Below are 18969 nucleotides of genomic sequence, written 5' to 3'. Positions count from 1 at the left end.
AAGCTTTATGAACTTACACTCACAAAACCATTTTTATAATATTTACACTTCATGAAGAAAATAGTCAAAGCCGTATTTATTTTTTTAATTCCAACTGTATTTTTTACCGCTTGTACCAATGATAATCTCGTTCCGCTTTATGAAGAGCAGAAAGCAGGTAAAATTGTTATTCGCGGGTACAATGCCATGCAGGATTCACTACAAATTGCTGTTGATGATAAAATCCTTGCTGTAGATGCTAAACATGATGCTTTCGTTAAAAAGATTGAAAAAAATCATGAGTTTGTATTTTACGGAAACAGCGGCAAAACCGTAGAAATCATCAATAAAAAAACAAAAGCGGTTATACATTCTTATCTTTTTACATCGGTTAAACCTGTAGATACACTTTCATTTTATGCTAAAGAAGAAATCTGGGTAGCTGATGTTTTGTCTTTTAAACCAGGAACCTTATCGGCAACAGGCCGTACAGGATATAAATTTATTTTTCCAGCCATTAATAAATATTCTAAAAGCGGTTATACAGGCGCTTTAGATGCTATTATTAGAAAAGTAAACGGCGAACAAGTAGGGAAATGCGAAAATATAACCACGACAAATTTTAGCACTTTTGCCGAATATCCGTTTAGCTTACCGCCCATTATTGATATTGAATTGGTAAAACACGGAACAAACGAATCGTATATAACTGGACAGAGAGTTATTTTCCGTACGGTTATGCAGAAAAATAAATCAAGTTTGATTGTTTTTGAAGAAAAGCCAAACGAGACCGGTGGATTTTCTCATGTCGAAGGATTAATCAATCTAACAGATTATTTCTCATTTTAAATGTCAATCATTCCTAAATATCATACTGCTTTAACGATTCTATTTGGTGCTTTTTTGATGATGCTTTTTGTTTCCTGTCAAAATGATGAAGCTCCTGTAGTGTACGAAAAAGGAACAAATGAATATGCCAACAGCTGGATTTTAGAACAGATGAAAAGGTATTATTTATGGAATGAAAACCTGTCTGAAAATACCAGTTTGTCTTTAAAACCCGGAGATTATTTTAAAAAACTGCTTTATAAAGATGACCGATTTTCGTATGCTGTTCATCCGTCATTACCAGAAACAGCACCGCAGAGTATCAGAAATAGTTATGGTTTTGATATTTCCTTTATAGAATATGAAAATCAAACCTATGGAATAATTTTATATGTGCTTCCAGATTCTCCTGCAGAACGTTCGGGTTTAAAAAGAGGATTGTTTATTAAAACCATAAACGGAACTTCTTTAGACAATCAGAATTTTGAAAATGCATACGCGGCTGCCGCTTCTTCAGCTACAATAACATTACAAGTAATGCAATATAGCGAAGCAGATGGATTCTCAGCTGTAGAAGAAATAGAAATTACACGCAGTCTTACATTTTCAAATGCCGTTAATAGCCAAGTAATTCTGTTCAGCAATCAAAAAATAGGATATATTGAAATTTCTCATTTTGATGTGGGACTGGCGGGTTCACTGCTTTCGGTTTTCAAGGAATTTCAAAATCAATCGGTAACCAAAGTTATTGTGGATTTGCGTTATAATGGAGGAGGAGATGTTTCGTCGGCAGCGGCTTTATGCAGTATTTTGGCGCCACATATAAAATCAGATGATTTGTTTATTACGTTTAAAGGGAATAAAAACGGAGGAATAGTCCATAAAACCTTTCAAGAAGCTTTGGTAATGAATGAAAACCAAATACGTTTTGAAGCATTACGAAGCGTTCATCCGCTTATTCAGGAAGTTTTTGTTTTAAGCGGAAATCACACCGCGTCCGCTTCTGAAATTATTATCAATAACCTCAAGCCGTATATGAAAGTTACTGTTATTGGCGAAAAAACAGTAGGAAAAGATGCAGCAGGATTTGCTGTAGAAGACAATCGTATTTCGGGTGAAAAAGGATGGATTTTATATCCCGTAATCTATAAACTTTTTAATGCCCGTAATGAAGGCAGTTATACTTTAGGAATACATCCAGATATCGAAATAAACGAACTTCAAAATATGGAAGTTTTCCCTTTGGGAGATATTCGCGAAACGGTATTAAGCAAAGCTTTAAACAACGGAATCAGTGCCAAACCACAAAAGAATACGCAGGTTAAAAAACTAACATTACGCAACACCTATGACATTGATCCTTTTGTACAGATTAATTTTGAATGATTTCTTTTTATTGGTTAAAAAAGAAAATCTCCCAGTTTCTAAGCATTGAAACTGGGAGACAATCAAAAAAAATAAAACACAATCTTTTAGAACGAGTATCTTACGCCAAGCTGACCTTGGAATCGTGATGCAAACTGATCTATAGTATACGGTGGTGCAGATGGTTTTTGGAATGTGTAGATAGGATCGCCTGTTGCAACTCCGCCTAAGTTTCCTGTTTTCGTTAAACCAATACTTGCTGTTGAATTGTAAGTGTTAGGAACAAAATAACTTCTTCCCCAATCTTTATTGATAAGGTTTCCAATATTAGCCATGCTGAATGATACTTGGAAAGTTCCCACTTTCGCCACTTTAATTTCATCCATTAATTTCAAATCTGCTTGAATGTTCCATGGAGTAGTATCACCATTTCTTTGAGTGAATGTTCCTCTGCGGCTTTTTAAATAGTCATTTCCGTTCACGAAATCTTCGTAAGCTGCTACCTGCTGTGCTGCTGTTGCTGAAGGAACACCTGCTGAGTTTACTCCAATGTATTTTGCTGCTTCTGCTGCATCTTTAAATACATACGCTAAACCCGCAGCTTGTCCTGTTCCTGCTAATGTTGAGTTTACAAATCCCCAAGAGAATGGATTCCCTGATTGAGCATTGAAATACACATTTGCAGATAAAGTATTGTTTGAAGCTACTTTTACAGCATATCCTACGTTAGAAACAATTCTATGTTTAATATTAAAGTTAGATGTCGCTAACTGTGGATTATTCGGAGTCAATGACTGGTTCATCTGGAAGTTACTTTCCATAGAGTTACGAATACCGTTTGTAATATCACGAGAATCTCCGTAAGTATACGCCGCCATAAAGTTGAAGCCAAAATCGTATGTTTTAGAAATCATTTCTGTAATGCTGTAACGGTATCCTTTATTGGTATTGGATAACAAGTAAGCATTTGAGAAAGCTGAATTTATGTTAGCCGAATAAATGGGCATTTCGTGCTTGGTGTCATAAGAGAAATAATATGGATTATCTGTTTTGTTTACTTGCTGGAATTCTAAATCACGAATTACTTTGGTGTAAATTCCTTCTACAGTAAATTTATATCCGTTGATAGTTTTATCAAAAGCTAATGAGTTTCTTAAAACAGCCGGCATTTTAAATTTATTGTCAATTAAATCCGCTTGAACTTTTGGCGTAGCATCGTGGTAACCGTTAAGTCCGTTTGCTGCTAAAGGATCACCTGCTGCTGCTACTTGAGCTGCTGTTAAGTTGTTTTTATCATAGCTTCCGTAACCAACACCATCATTGTAATACGCATAGCCTAACCAAGCAAATGGAATCCTTCCTGTAAATACTCCAGATCCGCCTCGAATTACAAATGTTTTATCTTCATCTACATTGTAGGTAAATCCAATTCTTGGAGAAACAAGTGCTGTACTGAAAAAGTTATTTTTAATTTGGCTTAAAGGAGTATAAGTATAAGTTGTACCGTAATTAGGATCTGCTGGAGAATTTTGTACCTGCTGGCTTAATTTGGGTTTGTTTGGTAAATCTGTATAATCAATACGAACTCCTGGAGTTACTTTCAATTTGTTTCCAACTCTAATTTCATCTTGAACATAAGCACTGTAAAGGTTTACTTTGAATTTAGCATACGGATTATCGAAAATCTCATCTCTTGTAGAACCATCAAATGGATAAGTACCGCGAACACGAGAAGGAAGTTTGTTAAAGAAATCGGCTAAAGTTTTATACGAAACCCTTCCGTTAAGTGCATTCACAAAACCATAATTGATATCGTAAAACTCGTTGTGAGTACCAAATAATAAAGTATGATTTCCTGTTTTGTATGTTAAGTTATCGGTAATCTCAGCCGTGTTTTGTTTCATATTAAAAACAGTAGCTTCACGATCATTTCCTAAGAAAATTGTTCCTCCGTTATATCCAATTTCTGTTTGGGGAAACATGATATTGTTTGATTTTGGATCACGATAATCTTTGATAGCCGAATAGCTTGCAATAAAAGAGTTTGACCACTGGTTATTAAAGTGACTCTTGAACTCTAAAACGGTACTGATCGCTTGGTTTTTCTGCGTAAAATCCATGTTTGAAAAACGGAAGTTAGCTGCATCGCGCTCTAAGTTTGTTGCCTGAGAAACCACCGTATTGTTTCGTAATGAAAGCGAATGCTTGTCGCTGATTTTCCAGTCTAACTTATTGAAATATTTTCTGCTTAAAGAAGAATTGTTGTAAGAACCGTATGTTCCTGGATCAAATCCGTAGTTGGTTTTAACGAATTGTGAAATTTGTTCTGCTGTAGCAAGATCTAATAAAGAAGTCTGTTTTCCGTTAGCATCTTTTTGTCCGGCATTGTAAAAAATAGGATCTGTTCTTTCAGCATATTCCATATTGGTGAAGAAGAACAATTTATCTTTAATAATGGGAAGACCTAATCTGAAACCAATTTGATAATCTCCAAAAGCATTTGGCATTTTAGAACCGTCTCCTGCATTGTTAGGACCTGTTAAAGCTGCATTTCTTCCATAACTATAAATAGATCCGCTTACGGTATTCGTTCCGCTTCTGGTTACAGCATTTACGCTTCCTCCTAAAAAGTTTCCTAATTTAATGTCGTAAGGAGCAATATAAACTTGAATATCTTGTATCGCATCAAGACTTATAGAATTAGATCGCGTACTGCTTCCCGGCATTCCAGAAGTTCCTGACTGACCTCCTAAAGACGGGCTGAAACCAATTGCATCGTTATTGATCGAACCGTCAATAGTAACGTTGTTGTATCTAAAGTTTGTTCCTGCAAATGAGTTGTTTGAACTCTGCGGTACCAATTTAGTAACATCCTGAATACCTCTGTTAATCAACGGAAGTGCATTTACTTGTTTTTCATTAATATTAGTACCATTATTTTTAGAAGACGGTTTAGCACTTGTAATTACTACTTCTTCTAAAATGTTGTTGTCGGCTTTAGCAACTGTGATGGCTGGTAGATCATTTTCGCCAAGGGCTAAATAAATTTGTGTATTTGAATAATCTTTGGTGTCTTTACTTTTAATTTCCAATTCGTAAGGTCCTCCGGCATTTAAGTTTTCGAAACTAAACCGACCTTGTTTATCAGTTGTAGTTCTGTACACTGCATTGGTAGGCAGGTGTGTCAGCGTTACATCAGCGTCTATAACTGCCGAAGTTCCGTCGTTGACTTTGGCAGACAAAGATGAGGTTGTAATCTGGGCAAAGATACTTCCCGCTGTAAGGAGCATCAGAGCCGAAAAAAAGAGTTTTAGTTTTGTCATGTTATCTTTTAGTTTTTATTTGTGACAAAGAAAATCTCTTTACCTCGATCCTATTTAAGGGTTTTGTTAACGAAAAATCAAAAAACGAAGCTGTGTTAATTTAAGATGACGGCTGTGTTATTTTATAAAATTTGTTCTTTCTCTTTAAAATCAAGCAGTTTACGCAAAACCCCGTGAAATAAAGGATTAAAGAAAGATATAAAGTAGATTAGAAATAGATTAGAGTGTTATGCAAATGTTATCAAATGCAAAAATCGACGTGTCAGCTTCTGTGCAAACGTGATATTTTTTGAATAAAAGTTACGGAAACAACAGCGAGAAAACAGTCCCTTTTTCCAGCTCAGAATCTACCGTTAAAGTAATGTTGTGACGCTTGAGAATCTGCATGGTTATAAAAAGTCCTAATCCTTGGCCTTGAATGTGTCGCGTACGGTCACTTCTAAAAAACAAATCAAAGATAGAAGCAAGGTCTTTTTCGGCAATTCCGGCGCCTTGATCGATTATTTTTAAAAGAAGCTTTCCTTCATCTGCGGAAGCGGAAACAGTAACCTGAGAAGGAAAAGAGAACTTTATGGCATTGTCAATAATATTGTACAAAGCAATGAATAACATATGTTTATTGGCATTTACCGAAAGTAAATCTTCATCATCAGCAATCGCATCAAGATGTACAGCCACTTTTGATCCCGGATATTCAATGGCCTTTTTTTCGAGTACATTCCATAATACTTCATCAATTCTGATGGTTTCCATTTGTTCGGGTTCCGAAAGTTCCAATCCTGAAAGAATTAATAATTCATCTAATATTGATTTTAAATGAAAAGTATCTTTTCGAAGTGTTTTTAAAACTTCTTCATATTGTTCATTCGTTCTTGGGTGGTGCAGTGACACATCAATATCACCTATAATAAAAGTAAGCGGAGTTTTGAGTTCGTGAGAAGCATTTTTAAGAAAGTTTTTCTGTATGGTAACACCGCTTTCCAATCTTTCCAGCAGATAATTAAAAGTCGTAATCAATTCTTTTATTTCATCTTTTCCGCTGGTTGGCATTTCAAGTCTTGAGTGCAGGTTTTCGGTGGTAATGGTATTTACTTTTGCAATGACATCTTCAAACGGACGAAAGGTTTGTTTGGCTAAAAAACGTCCCAAAAGATAATTAAGCGGAATTCCTGCCAGATAAAACAACACGAACATTAATCCGAGAACTTCCAGCTGTCGGTTTCCCACAGAATCAATTCCTGAAACGACAATGATAAAATCACCTTGATTGTCTTTATAGTATAATCCCGTAAACTGTCGGTTGTCTTTGGTAAAATACAGTATTCTATTTTTAGCAATTGCTTTTAATTCTTTGTCACTTAACTGAATATCAATGCCGTCACGCAAATACAATTGTTTCGTTTTGGCGTTGTATATTCTAATGGTTTGATTGGTGATTTTTTTATACTGAATTTCTATTCTTTGGTAGCGCGAACTATCTACTTTGGTAATTTCGTCTTTTTCAAAATAAAAGAATGCGGTAATTAAGGCGCTGTCTTCTAGTCTTTCATAATACAAGTCTTTTTCGTGTTTTTTAAAAAGCAATAAAGAACCAATTAGTACAAGACCAACAATAAAAGCAAACAGCAGCGTAGAATTTATCGCTAATTTATTCTTGAGATTCATTGGTCTTTTTTTTCAGCATATATCCCGTGCCTTTTATCGTGTGTATAAGCGGAAAAGGAAAATTCTTGTCGACTTTGTTTCGCAAATAATTAATGTAAACATCTACGGTATTCGAACTCATATCCAGATCGATGCTCCAAACGGCTTCGGCAATGGCAATTCTGGATAAAGCTCTTTCTCGGTTTTTCATAAAAAAAATCAAAAGCTTTAATTCTCTCGAAGAAAGATTCAGTTCTTTACCGTCTCTTGAAGCGCTTTGTTCCTTCATATTAATTTCGATTCCGGCATACGATTGAAAATCAAGTATTCCACTGCTGAATTCAGAACGGCGGAGCTGCGCATTGATTCGCGCTAAAAGTTCTTCAAACAAAAATGGTTTTGCCAGATAATCATCGGCTCCGGCTTTTAATCCGCGAACTTTTTCCTGTGGTGTATCTAACGCACTTAAAATAAGAATAGGAACGATTATTTTCCGATTTCGCAGGACTTCACAGACTTCAAAACCAGTAATATCCGATAGCATAATATCGAGAATAATAATATCATACGTATTTTCCATTACCTCACTAATGGCATCAAAACCTTTGGTAACGTTTTTTACCTGATACAATTGTTCCTCAAGTCCTCTGGTAATGAAAGAAGCTACACGCGGATCGTCTTCTACTAATAATACTTTGTTCATAAAAGTGTGAACTCAATTTTAAGTAAGGTAATATTCATTGTCACTTTTTTTAATCTCGATTTTTTCACCGTTTAATTCTAAAAGTGTATTCTCAATCATCAGCGACATTGTATCTAAGGCAAGATCATTTGGCTGTAATCCAAATGGTTCTTCGAGTTCATCGGCAATAGCTTCAAGCGCTACAAAGGTATAGGCTATAAAGACAATTACAAACGGCGTAATCCAGCCTAATGTTTCTACAAAACCAAACGGCAGTATAAAACAGTAAATGTAAACCGTTCTGTGCAATAAAACGCTATACGTATACGGAATAGGAGTGCTGGCAATTCGTTCGCAGCCGCCTACAATATCCGATAGTTTATTTAAGTTTTCCTCAAATGCCAATTGTGCAAAACCATCGATGCGACCTTCGGCTTTGGCTTTTTTAACCCATAATCCTAATTCTTTTAAAATTGCAATAGGTTTAAAATGAATGTTTTGCAGCTGTTCTTTTAAATCAGAACTGATAAGTCTATCGAAATCTTTATCAGGATTGGTATGTCGTAATTGATGTTTTAAAGCGTAGACAAAAGCGATAAGCAGCTGAATGAATTTCTGGCTTTCGGCTTTATCATTTTCAGTATTTAAGAGCGTTATACTTTGTCTGGCAAGAGAACGAGTGTCGTTTAACAAAGCGCCCCAAAGTTTTCGACCTTCCCAGAATCGGTCATAACTTACATTATTTCTAAAACCAAGAAATATAGCAAGAGCAATTCCAAATAAAGTAAAAATCGCAGGATTAATATGCAGATTGTATTCTAGTAAAAACGATTTGTAATATACAATGAGGAGTGAAAACAAGAATAATAAAAATAATCTTGGAAGAAGTTGGGGTAAAACGGAGCCTTTCCATTCAAAAAGCATTTTAAACCAGTTTTCTTTTTTTTTAATAATCATCGGGAGGAATAAATTAATGCATTAAAAGTACTCAAAAGTATTTATCCGCTGTATTTTTTAACGAATAATTGACTTAGATGTAATTTGTTGAAATTCAGTATTGTATATTTGTGTGTCACTTAAAAAAATCCGTCATGAGCAGAATTACTTTAATCTTTTTTCTTTTGGCATTAGGAACATCCGCACAGGAGAAAGAAACTGACCTTAATTTCCGTAAACAGATTGAAGCGTATAATACTTCTTTTTCGACATTTTTTATGGAAGGAAATATTGATAATTTTTCCAAATTGTATACAGAACAAACCATATTTCTGCCCGAACACAGCCGGGAACGCATAGGGAAAAAGAATATCGTTGATTTCTACAAACAATGGCTTTCTGAGGTAAAAATTGTTGCTTTTAAAAAGACAATTTATGAATTGCAAAACTTAGGGAATTATATTCTTGAAATTGGAAATTTTAAAGAAGATTTTGCAAAAAAAGATCATAAAATATATTCCTATTCTGGAAAATATATGATTCTCTGGAAACTTGCAAAAAAAGGAAAACCGATGACCATTGCAGCAGAAATTTGGGGATCTGACAGTTATATTGATGATAAAGAATTTCCTGAGATAAATGATGCTAATATTCCTAATACTAAGGAATATAGTGATTCAGATAAACTTACAGTCGAAATAAAAGAAAGAAATCAAAACATTAGGAAACTGGTTCAAGAACGCAACGGTGCTGAACACGCCAAGATGTTTATGTCTGATGCTATTTATCTAACGTATTACACGCCCATGTTATCCGGCATAAAAGATATAACAGATTATTTCGTAGACCATGAAAAACCTGGAACTCTAAAAATAGAATCTATTTCAATTAAAACTTCTGCTATTATTAAAACAGAGAAAGCTGTAGTTGAATTTGGTTTTTATAGCGTTGACTGGCGTGATGGAGAAAATAATGGCAATGTAAAAGGAAAAAGTACTAATGTTTGGAAAAGAAACCAAGACAATCAGCTCTTGCTTTTCCGTCAAATGGTAAATCATGATTAAATAAAAACCCGATAATTATCGGGCTTTTATTGTATTAAAAAAATGCATTTTAGTTTTTTTAAGGCTGCTCTGGAAGCAAATCATCTAGATCCGAAAGTTTATAAAACTTAAGGCCATTTAGTTTCATGTATTTACAAATAAATTCCAGAGTTTCAATTTTAGTCTGATAATTTTCGGTTATTTCTTTTACCGGTTTATGACCGCATAAAATCAGGATTTTATTATGTTTTTTGGCATAATCCAGTAATTCCAGTAAATAAGGAATGCTAAAATGAATATGGCTGTTATCAATATCAAAAGCAAATACAATTTTTGAATTATTAAAGTAACTGTCTTGTTTTTCTGGAGCTTCACCGCCAAAAGCACGTCCTCTGATAATTTTGAATTTTGGAGATAAGGCACGATCGAGTTCGTTAGATCTTTCTCCGTACGGATAAGCAAATGTGGTAGTTTTAAAAGATTTCTTTTTCAGGGAAACAATCATAGGATCAATTTCCTGTTCTAAATACTTTTTGATTCCGTTTTGTTTTACAAATTTAACCGCGTTGTAATGATGATATCCGTGTCCGGCAATCTCATGTCCATATTTTTGCATTTCCAGAAGTTTTTTAATCTGCGGCTCTCCAATCGAATCAATTCGGCAGACATTAAAAGTGGCTTTCCAAGCGTATTTCTTTAAGGCCTGATCTGCTTCGTACCATTCATCAACATACGCATCATCAAAAGATAAAATTACTCCAGCTTTATATGGCTTTGATTTAGGCTTTTCCTTTTTAGTTTCGCAGGAAAATAAAGTCAGTAACATCAAAAATGGTAACGCTTTAGTAAAAATTATCTTCATAGATTCTGGCTGTTTACGAATAAAAAATCAGTTTAAAAACCTGCATCAAATATAAAGAAACTTCTTAATAATGCATTCGGCAAATGTTAAAAATCTTCTAAGCAAAAAATTAAGTGATAGATAATTATCGTACATTTATATCACTCCAAGATTTGATTTTCATTACCGCGTATTCTTATCAGTTTATATATGAAAGTACAAACTATTTCTAATCGTTTTCTTGCTTTTTTTAAAGGCAGAAAAGGAATTTCTTTTCTTCGCGAAAATGATAAAATTATCAGACAGTTTATTTTTACTATTTTTTTTATCGGAATTGGAATCTGGTTTATCAAACACGAAAATTCAGAATTAAAAGAAGTAAAAAATGTCATTACAGATGCCAGCACTTTCTGGGTTGTATGCGGAATTCTATTGGCAGGAATCTACATTACGCTTCAAGCCTTAATGTATTATGCATCGTTTAAAGCCGTTCAAAGCGAAATTTCTTTTCAAGATGCTGTCGTTTTATTTCTCAAACGAAATTTTGTAAGTGTTTTTCTTCCAGCAGGCGGAATTTCTTCTCTAGCATTTTTTACCAAACCCATCGAAAAGAAAGGTGTAAAACCTACGCAGATCCATTTTGCTTCAATTGTATACGGCTTTGTGGGAATTCTGTCGGTTATAATAGTTGCCATTCCAGCCTTATTGTATTCATTTTTTGAAGGAACAACCGGATCAGGAGAATGGTATGCGTTTGGAGCCGTTGCAGGATTAAGTCTTATCCTGTATTTTATTTATGTTTCCGTCCTGAAAAAAGGATCTATCTACCGATTTATTGTTAAATTCTTTCCTTCTGCCGAAGTATTTATGGAGGATTTAAGAAGCAATAAAATCATACAGGATAAGTTCCTGCAGGTGGTATTTTACTCCATTCTTATTGAATTTGTGGGTATTGCGCATTTGTATATTGCTATGATTGCTTTAGGATTTACACCGTCTTTAAGCGCAGCGATAATGGGCTACATCATTTCGGTAATATTTTTGATTGTTTCGCCTTTTCTACGCGGATTGGGTGCTATAGAAATATCAATGAGTTTTATATTGATTCAATTCGGATTTAGCAATGTCAACGCCATAGCCATTACGTTTTTGTACCGCTTTTTCGAATTTTGGATTCCGTTACTGGCAGGAGCGTCATTATTTCTATTCAGTGCCAATAAACTTTTAATGCGTATTGTGCCGTCTTTCCTGCTTTTTACTTTGGGATTAATCAATATTATTTCGGTTTTAACACCAGCAATTTCAGAACGTCTGCATGTTTTGGAGAATATAATTCCAATTTCGGCCATTAAAGTTTCTAATTATTTTGTGATAACCGCTGGATTATTCATGCTCGTTAATGCCGCTTTTTTGCTCAAAGGATTACGAACTGCGTGGTGGTTTGCGATTTTACTCACAGGAATTTCGGTTATAGGAAATATTACCAAAGCAATTGATTATGAAGAAGCAGTAATTGCATTGGTGGTTTTAATTAGTTTAATCGTGACACGAAAAGAATACTACATTAAAAGTAGTTCGCATTTGCAGAGTGTTGGTTTAAAAACCGTTTTAATAAGCATAGCAGTTGTTTTAATCTACAGTATTTTAGGATTTTACTTTTTAGATAAAAAACACTTCAATATCGATTTTAACTGGCTTCAGTCTGTAAAATACGGACTCCAGAATTACTTTTTGGTAGGAAGTTCAGATTTAGTTCCCTTAGATCGCTTCGCCAGACGTTTTTTACTTTCGATTAATATATGCGGATTTTTATCTTTAGGATTTTTGGTTTATGCCTTAATTCGTCCGTACACGATTAAAAAAGAAGCCGTTGAGGATGATTTTACGGCAGCAAAAGCAATACTCGAACAATACGGAGCTTCTGCTTTGGATTACTTTAAAACTTACGACGACAAAACGATTTTTATTGCCGAAAATCAAAAAGCTTTTTTGTCATATCGAATTGCCGATAATTTTGCCGTAGTACTTGAAAATCCAGTTGCAGAATCAACAGCTGAAATGAAACAATGCATAATCGAATTTGATGAATACTGTTATAACAACGGATTAAAAAGCATTTACTATCGTGTTCCCGAAGAAAACCTCGATTTGTTTACTTCCATGCATAAAAAAAGTTTGTTTATTGGGCAGGAAGGTGTTGTTGACTTATCGGTATTTACTTTGGAAGGAAGTGCCAAAAAAACACTCCGTAATGCTATAAACAAAGTAAAAGAAAAAGGTTTTAAAACCACCATTCACCACGCGCCTATAAAAGACGGATTATTGCAGAAAATAAAAGCTGTGAGCGATGAATGGCTGAACAGTACTGGAAGAACCGAACTTGTTTTTTCGCAAGGAAAATTTGAATGGGAAGAACTAAAACAACAGACCATTATTACCGTCGAAAATGCCGAAGAAAAAATTGTCGCTTTCTTAAACGTAATTCCTGATTATGCCCAAAACGAAGGTACGTACGATTTAATCCGCAAAACCGATGATGCGCCAAATGGGATTATCGATTTTATTCTGCTGGAATTATTTACCTATTTAAAATCGCAGCAATGCACCGCTGTAAATCTGGGATTGGCTGCCATGAGCGGTCTTGAAGAAGCCAATACTTTTCCAGAAAAATCAATGAAATTTGCGTACGAACGAATTAAATATTTCTCGCACTACAAAGGATTGCGAGATTACAAAGAAAAATTCTCTCCCGTATGGTACAATAAATACTTAGTGTATTCTCATGATTACGATTTATTGCAGGCTCCTTTGGTTTTAAATAAAGTGGTAAAACCATAATTTGATATGACGTCTGTACAATTATATGAAATAAAAATCATGGCAATAATCTGCATTGCGATTTGTATAGCTGATTTTGCGGTCTTGTTTGTTTTGGGAACGTATTATCCGGCTTACAGCCAGTTAAAAAATACGATTAGTTCGTTAGGTGCAACAATTAGTCCCGTTTCTAATGTTATTTCGATTTGGTGGATAGGTATTGGAATTGTGTTTATTTTCTTCGGTATCAGTTTAAAAAAAGCATTTTATGAAAATCCGAAAAGTTCACGACTTGCCTCCATTTTAATTATACTTTACGGAATGGGAGAAGGAATTGGTTCGGGTTTGTTCAAAGCAGATAGAATCGCCGGCAAAATGACACAATCTTTTGTTTTTCATGATATTGCTGGTGCAATTGGACTTATCGCTGCTGTAGTATTGCCGTTGGTTATGCCGAAAGTAATTACCAAAGAAAATAATCCTCGTTTTGGACAGTTCTCACGCATAATATTTTTTATCGGCTTGCTTACAATAGCCTTTTTTACCATTCGGTTTCCTGCCGAAAGCGGCTGGATTTCGTACAGAGGATTGTGGCAACGGCTTTTCATGCTCAATCTTTACATTTATTTCATTACAATTTCAATTATTATGTACCAAAAATGTTCAACATTTAAAATGAAGTAAGATGCACAAAAAGATATTCCTTATGCTGTTGGTTTTTATTTTTCATAATCCAATTTTTGCTTCCGCAGAAGATAGTATTCGTGTCGGAGCATTCGGAAAAGTCACGCTTTATAAACCCAAAACAACTCCTAATGCGGTCGTTTTGTTTGTTTCTGGCGATGGCGGATGGAACAGCGGTGTGATCGAAATGGCGAAAAATATTGCCGATCAAGGTGCTTTGGTTGCCGGAATTGATATTCAGCATTATTTTAAAGCCATCAAAAAACAAACATCCAAATGTTATTATCCAGCAGGCGATTTTGAAGAATTAAGCCTGATCCTGCAAAAGAAATTGAAACTGAAACAATATCTCAAACCCATTTTAATTGGGTATTCTTCTGGAGCAACTTTGGTTTACGGAATGCTTGCGCAAGCTCCGGCGAATACCTTTAGCGGTGCTCTTGCTTTAGGATTTTGTCCGGATATTGAAACCGACCGTACGTTGTGTGATGGTTCTGGATTGACTTCTCATGTTTTAAAAGTAGGAAAAGCGTATTATCTTGACAAAACCGAAAAACTCACAGCGCCTTTTATTGTCCTTCAGGGAATTACAGATCAAGTTTGCAATTATGCCGAAACCAAAAAATATATGGAAGGATTGAAACAAGGAAAACTCATTACACTTTCAAAAGTGGGTCACGGTTTTTCGGTTGCCAAAAATTGGCTTCCTCAGTTTGTGGACGCTTATAAAGAAATTCTAAATACGCCGAATTATGCTAAACAGAAATCAGAACAAAATCCTTTATTGAAAGAACAGCATTTGGCGCCGCTTCCGTTTGAAATGCCTTTAACAATAATCCCTTCCAAAAATAAAGACGAAAACCAGCCGATAGCATTTGTAATTTCAGGCGATGGCGGATGGACAAGTTTCGACCAATCTGTTGGCGAAGCTTTGGCTGAAAAAGGAATTTCTGTAATTGGTCTAGATGCTCAGAAATATTTTTGGAATGCCAAAACGCCAACCGAAACTGCCTCAGAAATTGCTAAAGCTGTAACGCATTATTTGCAGCAATGGAACAAAAAATCTTTTATATTGGTTGGTTATTCTTTTGGAGCTTCTGTAGTTCCCTTTACAGCGGCTAATTTTCCAGAGTCTTTAAAAGAAAAATTAAAAGGCGTTTATTCGTTATCGCCAGATGTAAAAGCCGATTTTGAAATTCATATTGCTGATATGCTGAGCCTTGAAAGTTCAAATGATAATTACGATGTGATTTCAGAAATTAAAAAAATCAAAGCCTGTAATCCTGTTTGCTTTTTCGGAAGCGAAGAAGATCCTGAAATCCGTAAACGCTTTGCAGCATCGGATATAAAAACCATCGAAATTCCGGGTTCACATCATTATAATAATGATTATATTAAAATTGCAGAAGACATTTTAAAAGAAATTAAGTAAATTTAGAATTATAAAAAGATGTTATATGCCAAAATCAATTCTAACGTTCATTGCTTTTTTTCTGTCTTTGGTGATACATGCACAATACGAAAAACAGCTTTCCAAAAATATTTCTTTAAGTATCAATGAGAATTTCGAAACCTATTTTTTTGCCGAAGAATTGGCAGTAGAGCATATTGGGTATTATGTTTTTAGTAATAAAGATTCCCATTACGATCATCAGCCATTGGTCAGTCATGCTGCGGCACATTTTATGAAATGGAAAGACAGCGACGTGATTTTGAAAATTGCAGCAGTACTGGGAAAACTTCGTCCTATTTTAAATGATAATTCCCAGATTTTGGAATATCTCTGGTATTGTAAATCATTTCCTGAAACCGGATTTAAATATTCAGTTCCCAAAGATATTGCGATAAAAGACCCCGTTAAATATCCAAATGCCGAAGTTTTGGTACAAGAATTAACGGAACTTTTAAATGACTTTTATAAACAAGCCCAAGTAGGAGAGTACATTCGCCAGAATAAAAATTATTATCAGGGTGCTATAGAAGAAGCTGCGAAAGATATTGCTGTAAAATCGATTCCCTTTGAAGAAAAATGGTATGGAAAGAAATTTCCAGGTTATATATTTATTCTAATGCCCGGAATGCCTATTACGGAAGGAGAAGATAATTACCGCGCTTTTGGAATTCAGTTCGAAACTCCAAAAGGTAAAATGCCTTCAATGGTTTTTAGTTCAAGTGTCATGATTCCAAAAAAAGAAAATCTGTCTGATTATAAACAATTTGGGTTTGATAATAAGGAAGTAACAAAATTTTTGACCGTTCATGAACTCGGACATTCATTTGTAAATCCGCTTTTATATGATTTTAAAAAAGAAATCGACAGAGATACGATTTTGTTTACACCAAAATTTAAAAAGCATTTAGAGAACTCCTATATCAATAACTGGGACAACTGTATTACAGAGCATTTCGTACGTTTAGGGGAAATCAGAACCGCAAAACTTATGAATGATAAAACGGAAGAGGAGCGTTTGCGAAAAGAACATACCGTTACTATGGGATTTGTACTGCTTCCTTTTCTGGAAAATCATATTCTTCAATATGAAAGCGATCGTAAAAAGTATCCAGATTTTCGCAGTTTTCTGCCAGTATTATTTAAATCACTTGACACTTTAAAGCCGGAAGACATTGACCGGATGATTGTAAATTAAGATTTTAATCTTCTTGAAAACGTATAATTTTAAGAAATCCCTTAATTAAAATACTGGGTTACAATAAAAATTTAAAATTTTAATATTATTTTTTCGTTATTCAAACGAGGATTTCTCTTAAAATACCTTTCAATCAGATTTTAATAGTAGTTTTTTTCTTCTCGCAGGAAGAAGGTTTGAATGTATAATATTACAATTGCAAAAACAGCTGTTTTTCCTATGAATAAAGGGCTTTTAGAGGCTTTAGAATTCCTTAAGAAATGCTTTATTTTGCATTAATTTGTTAGAAAAAATAAGTCCAAAGAGGAACTACAAAACTGATCCTAAGGATGAAACTTATTATTTATGTATTTAGGAAAAAATGGAGACATATCGAGAATAGAGCTTAAAAAACTAATTGATTTTTTACCTTATCCTATAATCGTTTCTGAAAATACAGATGGAGAATCTAAATATCTGTTTTTTAATAAAAACTTCACGAATAAAATTGGTTACGATTTAAGCGAAATTGAGAACAGAGACGAATTATCGAGATTGTTTTATCCTGATGAAGCTTACCGTGAAAAAATCATCAAAGAATGGAATGCTAAAGCAGAACTGGTAAAGAATAATGAAAAAGGCTTTATTAAAATGAAAGCCAAAATTACTTGTAAATCGGGCGAGAAAAAGTGGTATGAGATTAAAGCTTCACTTGTAAATGATTTAAACATCGTGACGTTTGTTAATATCAACAGCGACATGATTCTGCAGGAAAGACTGAAGAAAAAGAATCTTAATAACGACCGTATGCTTTCTATTTTAGGACATGATCTTCGCAGTCCTATTGCAAATCTTATTTCGATTTCGTCAATGGGCGAGCAGTCAGAGATTTCGCAGGAAGAATTTATTGCTTTAATGCAGATTATAAAAGAAGAATCTGTTGAAGTACTGCAATTATTAGATACGACTTTTAATTGGGCAAAACTGAATTTTAATACCATTCAGCTTAAAGAGACTTTAATCGATTTTAAAGCGCTTATTAATGATGTTTTAAAAGTCTATAAATCGACTTATGAAAATAAAGGTATTGCGGTTACGGTTGATATTGAGAAGATTGGAAGTATCGAAAATGATCTCGAAATCCTAACCATTATAGTGCGAAACCTGATTTCGAATGCCATTAAATTTACATCGAAAAATGGTTTAATTGCGATTTCGGCAGAAGAAAATGAATTGATTATAACCGACAGTGGGGTAGGAATGACCGAAGAAATGGTCGATTCTATTCTCGATCTTAATTATTCAACCCGAAGAGGAACTGATAATGAAAAAGGAGTGGGAATAGGGCTGCAATTGGCGTTAAGCCTTGCCGAAAAAATAAACTGCAGACTTGTAATTAATAGCGAAGTATCAAAAGGGACATCGGTTTCTATCCTTTTTGATTCAGAAGAGAATTAAGTAACGTTACTTTTTTTTCAAATCTTCCGTGATGACTTATAGAAATATCCTGAAGTGTTTCAGCGGTTTTTAAATACGGAATGCCATTTTTATCTTTTACAATTTCTGGATTTTCAACTTCAATCACATTGTCTATATCTTTAAAATCATTTACGGCAATGGTATGAATGCATTCATTGGTAATTACAGTTTTGGTATAATAAGCTTTCTCACCGCAGCTAACTTTTCCCTCAATTTGATCAAAACTCAAAGCATATAAAGAACAGCAAAGTTTTTTCGGACTGAATTCGCGTATTTTGGTCTGGCGGTTGTAAATTTTATACGCCGCTTCTTTCATGCTCCATAAAAGCCAAACCATTATTTCTGGTTCGTGATACTCCTCTATAAACTGTTGTTCTTCAGTGGTAAAAAGCTTTTCTATAAAACCTTTGCGCTGCCAGTTACTTTCTGCACGTGACTGCGCAAGGTCTATAATGTCGTTGCCAATCATTTTTCGGCTAATTTGGTCTCGATGATTTCTACAGCCGTTTTTACGTCAAGCATTCGTTCCATATCGGCATTATCAATTACGATATCAAAATTTTCTTCGATGTCCAGCACAATGTCTACCAGATTTGCAGAATTGATATTCAGATCATTAATAAAATCAGTTTCTTCGGTTAGGTTTTCAAATGCTTCTGTATTTGTCGTAAAAGGCTTTATAATTCCTTTTAATTTCTCTATAAGTGCTGTTTTGTCCATT

General features: G+C 34.5%; 15 protein-coding genes. 8 read left to right on the top strand and 7 right to left on the bottom strand.

Annotation, left to right across the window (positions count from 1 at the left end):
- Window positions 1–51: 51 nt before the first annotated feature.
- Together P2W75_RS14990 and P2W75_RS14985 are read left to right on the top strand one after the other, a co-directional pair.
- On the top strand, window positions 52–828 hold the full coding sequence (locus P2W75_RS14990; RefSeq protein WP_276381087.1) for a hypothetical protein: 777 nt from the start codon (window positions 52–54) through the stop codon (window positions 826–828).
- A complete protein-coding gene (locus tag P2W75_RS14985) occupies window positions 829–2193 on the top strand; it encodes a S41 family peptidase (RefSeq protein ID WP_276381086.1) in 1365 nt (454 codons plus the stop codon).
- An 86-nt stretch (window positions 2194–2279) separates the two neighbouring features.
- On the opposite strand, the gene P2W75_RS14980 is transcribed toward P2W75_RS14985, so the two are convergent.
- From P2W75_RS14980 to P2W75_RS14965, 4 genes are all read right to left on the bottom strand, one after another.
- Complete coding sequence (locus tag P2W75_RS14980) at window positions 2280–5495, bottom strand: TonB-dependent receptor (protein ID WP_276381085.1); 3216 nt, start codon at window positions 5493–5495, stop codon at window positions 2280–2282.
- 300 nt (window positions 5496–5795) lie between these two features.
- Window positions 5796–7160, bottom strand: a complete 1365-nt coding sequence (locus P2W75_RS14975; protein ID WP_276381084.1) for a HAMP domain-containing sensor histidine kinase — start codon at window positions 7158–7160, stop codon at window positions 5796–5798.
- A complete protein-coding gene (locus tag P2W75_RS14970; RefSeq protein ID WP_276381083.1) occupies window positions 7144–7842 on the bottom strand; it encodes a response regulator transcription factor in 699 nt (232 codons plus the stop codon). The genes P2W75_RS14975 and P2W75_RS14970 overlap by 17 nt, the downstream gene beginning before the upstream one ends.
- An 18-nt stretch (window positions 7843–7860) precedes the next feature.
- A complete protein-coding gene (locus P2W75_RS14965) occupies window positions 7861–8778 on the bottom strand; it encodes a bestrophin family protein (protein ID WP_207296051.1) in 918 nt (305 codons plus the stop codon).
- 134 nt (window positions 8779–8912) lie between these two features.
- Between P2W75_RS14965 and P2W75_RS14960 the strand changes: the two genes are divergently transcribed.
- Entirely contained in the window at window positions 8913–9821 is a 909-nt protein-coding gene (locus tag P2W75_RS14960; protein ID WP_276381082.1) for a DUF4440 domain-containing protein, read from the top strand.
- Window positions 9822–9879: 58 nt separating this feature from the next.
- Here P2W75_RS14960 and P2W75_RS14955 read toward each other — a convergent pair whose 3' ends face one another.
- Window positions 9880–10662, bottom strand: coding sequence for a polysaccharide deacetylase family protein (locus tag P2W75_RS14955; RefSeq protein WP_207296053.1), 783 nt, complete (start codon window positions 10660–10662; stop codon window positions 9880–9882).
- A gap of 189 nt (window positions 10663–10851) precedes the next feature.
- Here P2W75_RS14955 and mprF point away from each other — a divergent pair, with 189 nt between their 5' ends.
- From mprF to P2W75_RS14930, 5 genes are all read left to right on the top strand, one after another.
- The gene (gene mprF, locus P2W75_RS14950; RefSeq protein ID WP_276381081.1) at window positions 10852–13479 is read left to right on the top strand and encodes a bifunctional lysylphosphatidylglycerol flippase/synthetase MprF; all 2628 of its coding nucleotides are present in this window, start codon (window positions 10852–10854) and stop codon (window positions 13477–13479) included.
- A gap of 39 nt (window positions 13480–13518) precedes the next feature.
- Window positions 13519–14142 (top strand): DUF998 domain-containing protein, encoded by a 624-nt coding sequence (locus P2W75_RS14945; RefSeq protein ID WP_276381080.1) that lies wholly within the window; start codon window positions 13519–13521, stop codon window positions 14140–14142.
- A 1-nt stretch (window position 14143) separates the two neighbouring features.
- Window positions 14144–15574 carry an AcvB/VirJ family lysyl-phosphatidylglycerol hydrolase gene (locus tag P2W75_RS14940; RefSeq protein WP_276381079.1) on the top strand — a complete coding sequence of 477 codons (1431 nt, stop codon included), beginning with the start codon at window positions 14144–14146 and terminating at the stop codon, window positions 15572–15574.
- A 25-nt stretch (window positions 15575–15599) separates the two neighbouring features.
- Window positions 15600–16790, top strand: a complete 1191-nt coding sequence (locus P2W75_RS14935; protein WP_276381078.1) for a DUF4932 domain-containing protein — start codon at window positions 15600–15602, stop codon at window positions 16788–16790.
- A gap of 345 nt (window positions 16791–17135) precedes the next feature.
- Window positions 17136–18227: a sensor histidine kinase KdpD gene (locus P2W75_RS14930; RefSeq protein ID WP_207296058.1), complete on the top strand. Its 1092-nt coding sequence runs from the start codon at window positions 17136–17138 to the stop codon at window positions 18225–18227.
- On the opposite strand, the gene P2W75_RS14925 is transcribed toward P2W75_RS14930, so the two are convergent.
- Both P2W75_RS14925 and P2W75_RS14920 read right to left on the bottom strand, forming a co-directional pair.
- Window positions 18199–18717 (bottom strand): 4'-phosphopantetheinyl transferase superfamily protein, encoded by a 519-nt coding sequence (locus tag P2W75_RS14925; protein ID WP_276381077.1) that lies wholly within the window; start codon window positions 18715–18717, stop codon window positions 18199–18201. The two genes, P2W75_RS14930 and P2W75_RS14925, sit on opposite strands and share 29 nt — an antisense overlap.
- Window positions 18714–18968, bottom strand: coding sequence for an acyl carrier protein (locus tag P2W75_RS14920; RefSeq protein WP_207296060.1), 255 nt, complete (start codon window positions 18966–18968; stop codon window positions 18714–18716). The genes P2W75_RS14925 and P2W75_RS14920 overlap by 4 nt, the downstream gene beginning before the upstream one ends.
- Window position 18969: the final 1 nt, after the last annotated feature.

It is taken from the genome of Flavobacterium sp. H4147 (genome assembly GCF_029360735.1).
GTDB lineage: Bacteria > Bacteroidota > Bacteroidia > Flavobacteriales > Flavobacteriaceae > Flavobacterium > Flavobacterium endoglycinae.
This window is presented reverse-complemented; position numbering and strand designations above follow the sequence as displayed.

Bases quoted from the DNA above. Each gene is read 5' to 3' on its own strand.
- P2W75_RS14990 (WP_276381087.1), top strand. From the start codon at position 52: ATGAAGAAAATAGTCAAAGCCGTATTTATTTTTTTAATTCCAACTGTA.
- P2W75_RS14985 (WP_276381086.1), top strand. From the start codon at position 829: ATGTCAATCATTCCTAAATATCATACTGCTTTAACGATTCTATTTGGT.
- P2W75_RS14980 (WP_276381085.1), bottom strand. From the start codon at position 5,495: ATGACAAAACTAAAACTCTTTTTTTCGGCTCTGATGCTCCTTACAGCG.
- P2W75_RS14975 (WP_276381084.1), bottom strand. From the start codon at position 7,160: ATGAATCTCAAGAATAAATTAGCGATAAATTCTACGCTGCTGTTTGCT.
- P2W75_RS14970 (WP_276381083.1), bottom strand. From the start codon at position 7,842: ATGAACAAAGTATTATTAGTAGAAGACGATCCGCGTGTAGCTTCTTTC.
- P2W75_RS14965 (WP_207296051.1), bottom strand. From the start codon at position 8,778: ATGATTATTAAAAAAAAAGAAAACTGGTTTAAAATGCTTTTTGAATGG.
- P2W75_RS14960 (WP_276381082.1), top strand. From the start codon at position 8,913: ATGAGCAGAATTACTTTAATCTTTTTTCTTTTGGCATTAGGAACATCC.
- P2W75_RS14955 (WP_207296053.1), bottom strand. From the start codon at position 10,662: ATGAAGATAATTTTTACTAAAGCGTTACCATTTTTGATGTTACTGACT.
- mprF (WP_276381081.1), top strand. From the start codon at position 10,852: ATGAAAGTACAAACTATTTCTAATCGTTTTCTTGCTTTTTTTAAAGGC.
- P2W75_RS14945 (WP_276381080.1), top strand. From the start codon at position 13,519: ATGGCAATAATCTGCATTGCGATTTGTATAGCTGATTTTGCGGTCTTG.
- P2W75_RS14940 (WP_276381079.1), top strand. From the start codon at position 14,144: ATGCACAAAAAGATATTCCTTATGCTGTTGGTTTTTATTTTTCATAAT.
- P2W75_RS14935 (WP_276381078.1), top strand. From the start codon at position 15,600: ATGCCAAAATCAATTCTAACGTTCATTGCTTTTTTTCTGTCTTTGGTG.
- P2W75_RS14930 (WP_207296058.1), top strand. From the start codon at position 17,136: ATGTATTTAGGAAAAAATGGAGACATATCGAGAATAGAGCTTAAAAAA.
- P2W75_RS14925 (WP_276381077.1), bottom strand. From the start codon at position 18,717: ATGATTGGCAACGACATTATAGACCTTGCGCAGTCACGTGCAGAAAGT.
- P2W75_RS14920 (WP_207296060.1), bottom strand. From the start codon at position 18,968: ATGGACAAAACAGCACTTATAGAGAAATTAAAAGGAATTATAAAGCCT.